Genomic DNA, 11,969 nt, shown 5'->3' on the forward strand with positions numbered 1-11,969 from the left:
CATGACCACCACCACCGAGCAGCTCGACGTCTTCGCGGCCGCGGCCGCCGCCGCCGCACCCGTGTGGCGCACCGCGCCCGCCTCCGACCGCGCCGCGTGGCTGCGTGCCCTCGCCGATGCGCTGGACGCGGCATCCGACGAGGTCGTCGAGATCGCCGACCGCGAGACCCGCCTGGGCGCCGGTCGCCTGCGCGGCGAAGTCGCCCGCACCACCGGGCAGCTGCGCCTGTTCGCCGGCGTCGTCGAGCAGGGCTCGTACCTCGAGCTGACCGTCGACGACGCGGATGCCGCGGCCACCCCGCCGCGACCGGAGCTGCGCCGCATGCTCACCGGCGTCGGCCCGGTGGCGGTCTTCTCGGCTTCGAACTTCCCCTTCGCGTTCTCGGTGCTCGGCGGCGACACCGCCTCGGCCCTCGCCGCCGGCAACCCGGTCATCGTGAAGGCCCACTCCGGGCACCCCGAGCTGTCGCGTCGCACCGCCGAGATCGCCGCGGCGGCGCTCGAGGCCGCGGGGGCTCCTGCCGGGTCTCTCGCCCTCGTCGAGGGGCGCGAGGCCGGCAACGCGCTGGTGCGGCATCCGGTCATTCAGGCCGCCGGCTTCACCGGGTCGCTCTCGGGAGGGCGGGCGCTGTTCGACCTCGCCGCTTCGCGCCCCGACCCCATCCCCTTCTATGGGGAGCTCGGCAGCATCAATCCCGTGGTCATCACGGCCGCGGCCATCGACGCGCGGGGCGCGCAGCTGGCCGAGGGCCTCGCGGCGTCGTTCACGCTCGGCGTGGGACAGTTCTGCACGAAGCCGGGTGTCGTGTTCGTGCCGCGCGGCACCGGCTTCGAACAGGCGGTCGCGGACGCCGTGACGGGGATCGCCGGCGGGCCACTGTTGACCGACCGCATCACCGAGGCGTTCCCCGCCGGCGTCGACGCCCTCACCGCCGACCCGTCGGTCACCGTCGTCGCCCACGGGGCCGAGACGGCCGAAGGCGCGCGACCGGTCGTGCTCGCGACCGACGCCGCGGCTGTCGCCGACCGGGCAGACACCCTCCTCGAGGAGTGCTTCGGCCCGGTGACGCTGCTCATCCGCTACGACGGCGAGGAGGACCTTCACCGGGCACTCCGGGCGGTGCAGGGGTGCCTGACGGCGACGCTCCACGCCGAGGACACCGACGACGTCTCGGCGACCCTGGCGCTGCTGCAGGACCGCGCCGGCCGCGTGCTCTTCGCCGGGTGGCCCACCGGCGTCGCCGTCACCTGGTCGCAGCACCACGGCGGGCCGTGGCCGGCGACGACGTCGCTGCACACGTCGGTCGGGGCGACCGCGATCCGACGCTTCCTGCGGCCGATCGTCTTCCAGGACGCCCCGGAGCGGCTGCTCCCCCCGGTGCTGCGCGACGAGGCGCTGGCGACGCTGCCGCACCGTCGCAACGGCGTACTGACGCTGCCGTAGCCCGGCGCCGCGCGCACAACGTCGCCGATTCGCAGCGCAAGAGACTGGGACGCCCAGCCCGACGGAGGAGGAAGTCGGATTGGCGACGTTGTGCACGTCCCCGGCGTGCGCCCTGGTACCCCCGGGACTGGAAAACGCTTGCCGGGTAGGCTGGGGGCATGACTTCGCGCTTTGAGATCGGCGAGACCGACTTCCTGCTCGACGGCGAGCCCCACCGCATCATCTCGGGTGCCCTGCACTACTTCCGCGTGCACCCCGATCTGTGGCGCGACCGGCTGCGCAAGGCCCGGCTCATGGGGCTGAACGCGATCGAGACCTACGTCGCGTGGAACGCCCACGAGCCGGTGGAGGGACAGTGGAATGCCGCGGGCGGCCTCGACCTCGGCCGGTTCCTCGACCTCGTCGCCGAGGAGGGCATGCACGCCATCGTGCGCCCGGGCCCCTACATCTGCGCCGAGTGGCACAACGGCGGGCTTCCCACCTGGCTCACCGCCGACACCGACATGAAGCTGCGCAGCTCCGACCCGCGCTACCTCGCGGCCGTCACGAGCTTCCTCGACCGCATCAACGCGATCGTCGCGCCGCGCCAGATCGACCGGGACGGCAGCGTCATCCTGGTGCAGATCGAGAACGAGTACGGCGCGTACGGCGCCGACAAGGCGTACCTGGCCGAACTCATCCGCGTGACGCGCGCCGCGGGCATCACGGTGCCGCTGACCCAGGTCGACCAGCCGATCCCGCACATGCTCGAAGGCGGCGCGCACGAGGGCCTGCACAAGACCGGGTCGTTCGGCTCCCGCATCGCGGAGCGCCTCGCCACCCTGCGCGAGCACCAGCCCACCGGCCCGCTCATGTGCATGGAGTTCTGGTGCGGCTGGTTCGATCACTGGGGCGAGAAGCACCACACCACGACGTTCGCCGACGCGGCCCGCGACCTCGATGAGCTGCTCGCGGCCGGGGCGTCGGTCAACATCTACATGGTGCACGGCGGCACGAACTTCGGCCTCACCAACGGCGCCAACGACTCCGGGCGCTACCTGCCGATGGTGACGTCGTACGACTACGACTCCCCCATCACCGAGTCCGGCGACATCACGGAGAAGTTCCGCGCCTTCCGCGACGTGATCGCCAAGCACGCCCCGGTGCCCGACGAGCCCCTGCCCGAACCCGTCGACGCGCCCGTGCTGTCGGTGCCGCTGCAGCCGGTCGGCGACCCGCTGCCGCTCGTCGCGACCGACCGCGGCACGTTCGACACTCCGCCGACGCTCGACGAGCTGGGCCCGGACCTCGTGCTCGCCGAGTATGCGGCATCCGTCGACACCGACCGCACCCGCGTGCTCGACGCCGACGTGCGCGACTACGCCTGGGTGTCGGTGGACGATCGCCCCGCCGGCATCCTGCAGCGCACGGTCGGCGACCTGGCCATGCCGCTTCCCGCCGGCCGCGAGCTGCGGCTGCTCGTCGAAGAGACCGGCCGCGTCAACTACGACACGAAGATCGGCGAGCCCAAGGGCCTCGTCGGCGACGTGCGCCTCGACGGCGAGCCGATCGCTGGCCCCTGGCACGTGCGCACGTTCGACGTGCCGGCCCTCGGCGCGGCGGTCGCCGGCGCCGCACCCGCCGAGGCCGTGGGCGCCGGACGCGCCGCCGGTCCGGTGGGCTTGCGCGCGTCCTTCAAGCTCGCGGCATCCGCGGACCTCTTCCTCGACACCGCCGGCTGGGGCAAGGGGTATGCCTGGGTCAACGGGTTCTTCCTCGGCCGCTACTGGCGCCGCGGCCCGCAGCGCACTCTCTACGTGCCGGGCCCGGTCACCCGGGAGGGCGCGAACGAGATCGTCGTCGTCGAGCTCGAGGCGATGACGGATGCCACCGCCCGCTTCGTCGCACGCCCGGATCTCGGCCACGAGGTCGAGTAGCGCCGTCGGCGCACGCCGCACGATCAGGCAGGATGGAAGCATGTCCTGGCTTGTCACCGGCGGTGCCGGCTACATCGGTGCCCACGTCGTCCGCGCGCTCGCTTCGGCGGGGCTTGCTCCGGTCGTCATCGACGACCTCTCCAGCGGCCACGCGTCGTTCGTGCCCGAGGGGGTGCCCTTCGTCCGCGGCACGATCCTCGACCGCGCGCTCATGGAGCAGACGCTGCGCGAGCACGACGTCGAGGGCGTCATCCACGTCGCCGGGTTCAAGTACGCCGGTGTCTCGGTGAAGCGCCCGCTGCACACGTACGAGCAGAACGTCGAGGGCACCCGCGTCGTGCTGCAGGCGATGGCCGATGCCGGCGTCGACAAGCTCGTCTTCTCCTCGTCCGCCGCCGTGTACGGCACCCCCGACGTCGAGCTCGTGACCGAGGACCTCCCCAAGCGCCCGGCGTCGCCCTACGGCGAGTCGAAGCTGATCGGCGAGTGGCTGATCCGCGACCAGGCCGTCGCGACCGCCGACGACGCGGCGCCGCTGCGCCACACGTCGCTGCGGTACTTCAACGTCGTGGGGTCCGGCGACCTCGCCGTCTACGACACCAGCCCGCACAACCTGTTCCCGCTGGTGTTCGAGGCGCTCATCGAGGGCCGCACCCCGCGCATCAACGGCGACGACTACGACACCCCCGACGGCAGCAACGTGCGCGACTACGTGCACGTCGCCGACATCGCCGCCGCCCACGTCGTGGCCGCGCAGCGCCTGGCCGCCGGCGAGCCGATCGAGGCCGCATACAACCTGGGGTCCCGCAACGGCCTGTCGGTGCGCCAGATCATGGATGCCATGGCCCGCGTCACCGGCATCGACTTCACGCCCGAGATCGCGCCGCGTCGTGCGGGGGACCCCGACCGCATCGTCGCCACCGGCGAACTCGCCGCCCGCGATCTGCAGTGGGAGAACCGGTACTCCGTCGACGAGATGGTCCGCACCGGCTGGGAGGCCCGCCGCGCGGCGGACGCCTAGCCGCTCGGCGGGGCGGTGCTGGCCCGCACGACCAGCGTCGCGGGCAGCAGCACCACCGGCTGGTCGCCGCCCTCGATCGCCGCGACGAGCGCGGCAAGGGCCTCGGCCCCGAGGGCGTCGAAGTCCTGGCGCACGGTGGTCAGCGGCGGCCGGTAGTCCGCGGCATCCGTCACGTCGTCGAAGCCCACGACGCTGACGTCCTCGGGCACGCGCCGCCCGGCCTCGGTGAGCGCGCGCAGCGCGCCGAGGGCCATCTGGTCATTCGCGGCGAACACCGCCGTGACATCGACGGGAAGCTCAGCGGCCGCGGCGAAGCCGGATGCCGCGGTCCAGTCGCCGCGCACGGGTGGCGGTACCTCGATGCCGGCGTCGACCAGCGCCGCACGCCATCCCCGCTCGCGCTCGGCCGCAGCGTACGACGTCTCGGGTCCGGCGAGGTGCCAGACGGTCGCGTGACCGAGGCCGAGCAGGTGCTCCGTCGCCGCGCGCGCGCCGGCGGCGTGGTCGGTCTGGACGGCGGCGAACCGGTCATCGACGGGCGAGTCCACGACCACGAGCGCGAGGCCCGCCGGCGCCACGGCGTCACGCACGACGGCGGTCGCCTCGTTCAGCACGATGGCCCCGTCCACCCCCTGGTCGCGCAGCCGCGCGAAGGCGTCGGCGATGCCGGATGCCGCATCCAGCGTCACGACCACGACGGCGTAGCCCCGGCCGGTCGCGGCATCCACCACCGCTTGCAGCATGCGGGAGTTCCCGACGGTGGCGAGGGTCGTCGCGACGAGTCCGACGGTGTGGGTGCGGCCGGTGCGCAGCGCCCGGGCGGCGCGATGCGGACGGTAGCCGAGCCGTTCCATCGCCTCTTCGACGCGCGCCCGCGTGGCCGGGTCGACTCGCGGGCTGCCGTTGACCACCCGCGAGACCGTCTGCCCCGAGACGCCCGCCCGTGCGGCGACGTCCAGCATCGACACCCGCTTCGCCGCGCCCGTGGCATCCGCCCGCGCCGCAGGGGCGCGCTCGAGCCGGTCCAGGTCGTTCATCGGGTCGCGAGCCATCCGCGTTCTCCTCACCCCACGGTCGTGTTGACGATAACACAGGCCTCGACATAGCCTGTTGACGTGAACATTGCTGAGTTCGGCACACCCGAAACCCCCGAACCCGTCACGCTGGCAGCCGGGGTGGTCAAGCGGGCCACCCGCATGGCCGACGGCCGCGACCTCTTCTACTACGACGACCCCGACACGACGCTCGGCCCCGAGCGCGCCGTGGACACCCGCGAGCTCGACCCGCGGCCGGCCACGGCGACGATGCGCCAGGACATCCTCACCGGCGACTGGATCTCCATCGCCGCCGCGCGGCAGAACCGCGCGTTCCTGCCGCCGGCCGAGCTCGACCCGCTCTCGCCGCAGTCGCCGACCAACCCGTCGGAGATCCCCTCGCGCTACGACGTCGCGGTGTTCGAGAACAAGTCGCCGTCGTTCGGTCCCGCGCTCGCCGAAGCGCACGGCGACGCCCCCGCCGCGAGCGACCCGCCGCGCGGCATCGAGGACCTCGCGCACCTCGGCCTCGGCCGCACCCGCACGTCGGTCGGTCGGTGCGAGGTCGTCTGCTTCAGCCCCGAGCACTCCGGCTCGTTCGGCACGCAGTCCGTCACCCGCGCCCGCACGGTGATCGAGGCCTGGGCCGACCGCACCGCCGCCCTGTCGGAGCTTCCCGGCATCGAGCAGGTCTTCCCCTTCGAGAATCGCGGTGAGGCGATCGGCGTGACCCTCCCCCACCCCCACGGCCAGATCTACGCCTACCCGTACATCACCCCCCGCACGACCCGGCTGCTGGACTCGATCGACCGCACCGCGCCCGACCTCTTCCAGCGCATCCTCGACTTCGAGCGCACCGGGCCCCGTGTCATCCTCGCCGGCGAGCACTGGACCGCCTTCGTGCCGTTCGCGGCGCGCTGGCCGCTGGAAGTGCACCTGCTGCCGCACCGCCACGTCGCCGACTTCGCCGAGACGACCGATGCCGAACGCGACGAGCTCGCGCCGCTCTACCTGCGGCTGCTGCGCGGCGTCGACGCCCTCTACGACTCCCCCACGCCCTACATCGCCGCCTGGCACCAGGCGCCGGTGCACCACGGCCGCGACACCGTGCGCCTGAACCTGCAGCTCACGAGCCCCCGCCGCGCCGCCGACAAGCTCAAGTTCCTCGCCGGCAGCGAGGCGGCCATGGGCGCCTGGATCGGCGATGTTCCCCCCGAAACCGCAGCGGAGCGCCTGCGCGCCGCCATCGAAGGAGTGTCCCTGTGACCGAGACCGCCAGCACCCGGGATGCCGCACGCGACCTCTTCGCCACGCTCACGGGCCACGAGCCGATCGGCACCTGGTCGGCGCCGGGCCGGGTGAACCTCATCGGCGAGCACACCGATTACAACGACGGCTTCGTCTTCCCGTTCGCCACGCCCCACCGCACGCACGTCGCGCTCGGGACCCGCACCGACGGCCGCATCCGCGTCGTGTCGACCTTCGACCCCGTGCCCGTCGAGGTTCCGCTGACCGACCTCGACGCGCTGTTCCCGAGCGAGGGCGCCCCGCGCGTCCCCGAGTGGTCGGCGTATCCGCTCGGCGTCGCCTGGGCGCTGCTGCACGCCGCCGGCCTCTCCGCCGACGCCGTGACCGGCGTCGACCTCGCGTTCGCCTCCGACGTGCCGGTCGGAGCCGGCCTGTCGTCGTCGGCGGCCATCGAGGGCGCTGCCGCGACGGCGCTGGCCGACACCTGGGGCGTGAGCGCCGACCGCGTCACCCTCGCCCAGGTGGGCCGCCGCGCCGAGAACGAGGCGGTGGGGGCGCCCACCGGCATCATGGACCAGATGGCGTCGATGCTCGGGCAGACGGATGCCGCGATCTTCCTGGACTGCCGCACGCTCGAGGCCCAGGTGGTGGACCTCGGCTTCGCCGCCGCGGGCCTGGAGCTGCTCGTCATCGACACGCACGTCAAGCACGCGCACGCCACCGGCGGGTACGGCGAGCGCCGGGCGTCGTGCGAGAAGGGCGCCGAGATCATGGACGTGCCGTCGCTGCGCGATGTGTCGGTCGCCGACCTCGACCGGGCGCAGGAGCTCATGGACGACGTCACCTTCCGGCGCGTCCGCCACGTCGTGACCGAGAACCAGCGCGTGCTCGACACCGTCGAGGCCCTGCGCGCAGAAGGCCCCCGCGCGATCGGCGCACTGCTCGACGCCTCGCACGTGTCGATGCGCGACGACTTCGAGATCTCGGTGCCCGAGCTCGACACCGCCGTCGAGGCGGCGGTGGCCGCGGGTGCGGTCGGCGCCCGCATGACCGGCGGCGGCTTCGGCGGCTCCGCCATCGCGCTCGTGGCACACGACCGGGTCGCGGCCGTCTCGGATGCCGTCACGCGCGCGTTCGCCGATGCCGGCTTCGCCGCACCGCACCTGTTCACCGTCACCCCGTCGGCGGGCGCCGGTCGCGACGCCTGACGGTGGTAGCAGAGCCGGGGCACCGCAACCTCTGGCGCCCACGAGCGGCGGCCCTCTAGCTTCGAGGGGAGTCGAGGCATCCGACCCCCTCGGCGCGAGGAGAGACCATGGCCTACATCACCGTCGCGACCGAGAACTCGGCCGACATCGAGCTGTACTACACCGACCAGGGCACCGGGCGGCCGGTCGTGCTGATCCACGGCTTCCCGCTCAACGGTGAGTCGTGGGGCAAGCAGCAGGCCGCCCTGCTCGACGCCGGTTTCCGCGTCATCGCCTACGACCGCCGCGGGTTCGGGGCGTCGACGAAGGCGGGGTCCGGCTACGACTACGACACCTTCGCCGCCGACCTTCACGCCCTGATGGAGGAGCTCGACCTGCAGGATGCCGCGCTCGTCGGCTTCTCGATGGGCACCGGCGAAGTGGTGCGCTACCTCTCCCGCTACGGATCCGGCCGGGTGTCGCAGGCGGCGCTGCTGGGCCCGCTGCAGCCGTACCTCGCGATCACGAAGGACAACCCCGAGGGCGCCGCGCCGGAGGAGTACTTCCGGGAGACCTCGGGCGCCGTGCGCACCGACCGGTACGCCTTCCTCACCGGGTTCTTCCACGACTTCTACAACCTCGATGACACGCTCGGCGAGCGCATCTCGCAGGAGGCCGTCGACGCGAGTGTGGCCGTGGCGAACCTCGCCGGCAACACCGCCATCATCGCCGCGCCGCTGACGTGGCCGACCGACTTCCGCGCCGACATCGCGGAACTCTCGGTGCCGACCCTCGTGCTGCAGGGCAGCGCCGACCGCATCCTGCCGATCGACGCCACCGGCCGGCGACTGCGGGAACTGCTGCCGGATGCCACTTACGTCGAGCTCGAGGGCGCGCCGCACGGACTGCTGTGGACCCACGGCGACGAGGTCAACGAGACGCTGCTGGCGTTCCTCAACACCTGAGCCGGGCGCAGTCAGTCCTGGACCGCGCCCCGGTCCGCCCGGCGGCGCCGGACGACGCGCGCGGCGAGGTAGAGCACGGCGCCCACCGCCAGCAGGACGATGCCGAACATCCACACCTGTGCGCTCTGCTGACTGAGCAGCAGGATGCAGGATGCCGCTCCCAGCACCGGTACGAACGACCACACCCGGAAGTGATCGTGGTCGACCGTCTCGCGCCGGAGCACGAGCACCGCGATGTTGGTGCTGAGGAAGACGAACAGCAGCAGCAGCACGACCGTTTCGGCCAAAGTCGCGAGGTCGCCGATGAGCGCGAGGACCATCGCGACCGCGGTCGTGGCGACGATGGCGACCCATGGCGTGCGACGCTTCGGGAGCACCTTGCCCAGCACCGAGGGCAGCAGCCCCTGCTCGGCCATCCCGAAGGCGAGGCGGCTGGCCATGATCATCGTCAGCAGCGCGCCGTTGGCGACGGCGATGAGCGCGATGAGGCTGAAGAGGATCTCGGGGATCGGAACGCCGGTGGCCGCGACGACGTCCAGCAGCGGCCCGCTGGAATTCTGCAGGTCCTCGGCGGGAAGGGCGATGGCACTGGCGAGGCCCACCAGCACGTACACGATGCCCGCGACGATGAGCGAGCCGAACAGCGCCCGCGGGTAGACGCGCGAGGGGGCGGTGACCTCTTCGATGATGTTCGCCGACGTCTCGAACCCGACGAAGGAGTAGTAGGCGATGATCGCACCGCCGAGCACGGCGATCGCGGGCGAGGTGTCGGTCGGGAACTGACCGATGCGCGAGACGTCTCCCCCGCCGGAGCCCATCATGATCGCCACGGCGACGATCACGATCACGAGGCCGCTGAGCTCGATGCACGTCATCACCATGTTCGTGCGCATCGATTCGCGGATGCCGCGCGCGTTCAGCGCCGCGACGAGGGCGAGGAAGACCAGGGCGGCGAGCGTGGGGGGCACGTCGATGAACGACGTGAGGTAGTCGCCCGCGAAGGCCAGCGCCAGTCCCGCCGCACTCACGACGCCCGCAGCGAGCATGCTGAAGCCGACCAGGAACGACAGCCATTTCACCTTGAACGCGCGCTCCGCGAACACCGCCGCCCCGCCCGCACGGGGGTATTTGGTGACCAGTTCCGCGTAGGAGCCCGCCGTCAGCAGGGCGAGGGCCAGCGCGACCAGCAACGGCGCCCACAGCGCGTCGCCGACCTCAGCCGACAGCACACCCATGAGCGCGTAGATTCCCGCGCCCAGCACATCCCCCAGGATGAAGACGAACAGCAGCGGTCCGGTTATGCCCCGCTTGAGCTTGTCGTGAGCCTGGTGTGCTTCACGGATGTCTGCCACTTTTCGTTCTCCACTCGTCGCGCCGGGCGGGCCGGTCGGGCCGGGCCTCAGGCAGTGTAAGACGCGGCCGTGATCTGGTTTCTCAGCTTGCGAAAGCCCGCCGGAACTGCTTTCGCGCGCGCGTCGCGACGGCAGCGCGGTCGGCCTCGTCGGTGCGGGCGAGCTCACCGGCGAGCATGCCGACGGCGAGCATGATGTCGGCGGTGTCGACGTGGGCGCCGACGTGACCGGCCTGCAGCTCACGAGCCAGCAGGCGGTCGACGACCTGGCGGAAGCGATCACCGAGGGCCACCACGTGCGCGTCGTGGCGGTTGCGCACCATGAGGTCGATGAGCGCGGTGGAGACCACCGCCTGATCCACGATGACGTCGAAGAGGTCCTCGAGCGTGCGGTCATCGGGCGCGGTGTGCGCCTCGATCGCCGCGACGTTCTCCTCGAAGAGCGCCGCGGCGAGCGCGGTGCGGTCGGGGAAATGGCGGTAGAGGCTGCCCTGCCCGACGCCGGCGCGCTTGGCGACGGCCGAGAACGGCGCCGACAGGCCGTACTCGGCGAACACCTCCCGGGCGGCACGGAGGAGCGCGCGACGGTTCTCGGGCCCCGCCGCGCGGCCGCGGTTGACCTTGCGAGAAACCTCCTCGTCGTTGTCCACGGGTATAACCTAATACCGGACACTCTTGTCCGGTAGAAAGGACTACACCATGGGCACCACCCCGCTCACCGGCGACTCTGCGATCGCCGATTGGCTGGCCGACCCGGCCGGCAACGCCATTCTCACCGACATGCTCGCGCAGAGCGGCCAGACGCCCGAGGTCTTCAAGCCGGTCAAGCGCCTGGCCATCAAGCGTCTCGTCAAGCTGAGCCGCGGCTCGTTCACCCAGGAGATGCTCGACGAGCTCGTCCGTCGCGTCGCCGCCGGTGAGGTGCCCGAGGGCGTCGTCCCCGCACCCGCCGTCGCGGATGAGGCAGACGCCGACACGACCCCGGCCGTGCCGCTGCGCGAGTGGACCGAGCGCCTCGACCAGGGCCGCTTCACCGGCCAGACCGTGATCGTCACCGGCGCGGGCTCCGGCATCGGCCGCGCCACGGCGTCGCGCGTCGCCCGTGAGGGCGGCCGTGTGGTCGCCGTCGACGTCAGCGAGGAGCGCCTGGCGGAGTTCACGGCCGAGCACCCCGGCGCCGACATCGTCACCGTCGTCGCCGACATCACCGACGACGGCGGCATCGCCCGCATCGTCGAGGCCGCCGGCGACACGATCGACGGCCTCGCCAACGTCGCGGGCATCATGGACGACATGACGCCCATCGGCGACGTCACCGACGCCGTCTGGGACCGCGTCATGGCCATCAACGTCACCGGCACGATGAAGCTCACCCGCGCGGTCATCCCGACCATGCTCGCGCAGGGCGGCGGCTCCATCGTCAACACCGCCTCCGAGGCGGCGCTGCGCGGCTCGGCCGCGGGCGCGGCCTACACCGCGTCGAAGCACGCCGTGGTGGGACTCACCAAGTCCACCGCGTTCATGTACGGTCCGAGCGGCATCCGCTGCAACGCCGTGGCCCCGGGCGCGACCATCACCAACATCGAGGCGAAATTCGCCTCGCCGCTGGGTGCTGAGCGCGTGCGTGCGGCGATGGCGATCCTCCCCGACCCCGCCGAGGCCGATGCCCTGGCGGCATCCATCACCTTCCTGCTGAGCGACGACGGCGTGAACATCAACGGCGTCACCCTCGCCAGCGACGGAGGATGGTCGGCAGCCTGACCCGAACCCGCTGCCGACCAGGGGCCCCGAGAGCGCATCGCG

10 protein-coding genes are annotated in these 11,969 nt (G+C 72.3%); 7 read left to right on the forward strand and 3 right to left on the reverse strand.

From position 1 onward, the window contains the following. Position 1 precedes the first annotated feature (1 nt). The 3 genes from QNO14_RS13125 (at position 2) to galE (ending at position 4,381) form a co-directional block, all read left to right on the forward strand. The gene (locus QNO14_RS13125) at positions 2–1,444 is read left to right on the forward strand and encodes an aldehyde dehydrogenase (NADP(+)) (RefSeq protein ID WP_257505646.1); all 1,443 of its coding nucleotides are present in this window, start codon (positions 2–4) and stop codon (positions 1,442–1,444) included. A gap of 158 nt (positions 1,445–1,602) precedes the next feature. Beyond that, positions 1,603–3,360 (forward strand): glycoside hydrolase family 35 protein, encoded by a 1,758-nt coding sequence (locus QNO14_RS13130; RefSeq protein ID WP_257505647.1) that lies wholly within the window; start codon positions 1,603–1,605, stop codon positions 3,358–3,360. A 40-nt stretch (positions 3,361–3,400) separates the two neighbouring features. Further along, positions 3,401–4,381: a UDP-glucose 4-epimerase GalE gene (gene galE, locus QNO14_RS13135; protein WP_257505648.1), complete on the forward strand. Its 981-nt coding sequence runs from the start codon at positions 3,401–3,403 to the stop codon at positions 4,379–4,381. Here the strand turns inward: galE and QNO14_RS13140 are convergent. Then, a complete protein-coding gene (locus QNO14_RS13140) occupies positions 4,378–5,343 on the reverse strand; it encodes a LacI family DNA-binding transcriptional regulator (RefSeq protein WP_257505725.1) in 966 nt (321 codons plus the stop codon). The genes galE and QNO14_RS13140 overlap by 4 nt on opposite strands. 234 nt (positions 5,344–5,577) lie before the next feature. Between QNO14_RS13140 and galT the strand changes: the two genes are divergently transcribed. The 3 genes from galT (at position 5,578) to QNO14_RS13155 (ending at position 8,815) form a co-directional block, all read left to right on the forward strand. Then, positions 5,578–6,681 carry a galactose-1-phosphate uridylyltransferase gene (gene galT / locus QNO14_RS13145; protein WP_257494284.1) on the forward strand — a complete coding sequence of 368 codons (1,104 nt, stop codon included), beginning with the start codon at positions 5,578–5,580 and terminating at the stop codon, positions 6,679–6,681. Continuing rightward, the gene (gene galK / locus QNO14_RS13150) at positions 6,678–7,871 is read left to right on the forward strand and encodes a galactokinase (RefSeq protein WP_257494010.1); all 1,194 of its coding nucleotides are present in this window, start codon (positions 6,678–6,680) and stop codon (positions 7,869–7,871) included. Before galT ends, galK begins: the two co-directional genes overlap by 4 nt. Positions 7,872–7,978: 107 nt before the next feature. Next, positions 7,979–8,815 (forward strand): alpha/beta fold hydrolase, encoded by an 837-nt coding sequence (locus QNO14_RS13155; RefSeq protein ID WP_257505649.1) that lies wholly within the window; start codon positions 7,979–7,981, stop codon positions 8,813–8,815. A gap of 11 nt (positions 8,816–8,826) precedes the next feature. On the opposite strand, the gene QNO14_RS13160 is transcribed toward QNO14_RS13155, so the two are convergent. Further along, a complete protein-coding gene (locus tag QNO14_RS13160) occupies positions 8,827–10,167 on the reverse strand; it encodes an APC family permease (RefSeq protein WP_257505650.1) in 1,341 nt (446 codons plus the stop codon). 82 nt (positions 10,168–10,249) lie between these two features. Next, positions 10,250–10,816 carry a TetR family transcriptional regulator gene (locus QNO14_RS13165; RefSeq protein ID WP_257494013.1) on the reverse strand — a complete coding sequence of 189 codons (567 nt, stop codon included), beginning with the start codon at positions 10,814–10,816 and terminating at the stop codon, positions 10,250–10,252. A 49-nt stretch (positions 10,817–10,865) separates the two neighbouring features. Here QNO14_RS13165 and QNO14_RS13170 point away from each other — a divergent pair, with 49 nt between their 5' ends. Continuing rightward, complete coding sequence (locus tag QNO14_RS13170; protein WP_257505651.1) at positions 10,866–11,927, forward strand: SDR family NAD(P)-dependent oxidoreductase; 1,062 nt, start codon at positions 10,866–10,868, stop codon at positions 11,925–11,927. Positions 11,928–11,969: the final 42 nt, after the last annotated feature.

This window comes from Microbacterium sp. zg-Y625 (assembly GCF_030246925.1).
Taxonomy (GTDB): domain Bacteria; phylum Actinomycetota; class Actinomycetes; order Actinomycetales; family Microbacteriaceae; genus Microbacterium; species Microbacterium jiangjiandongii.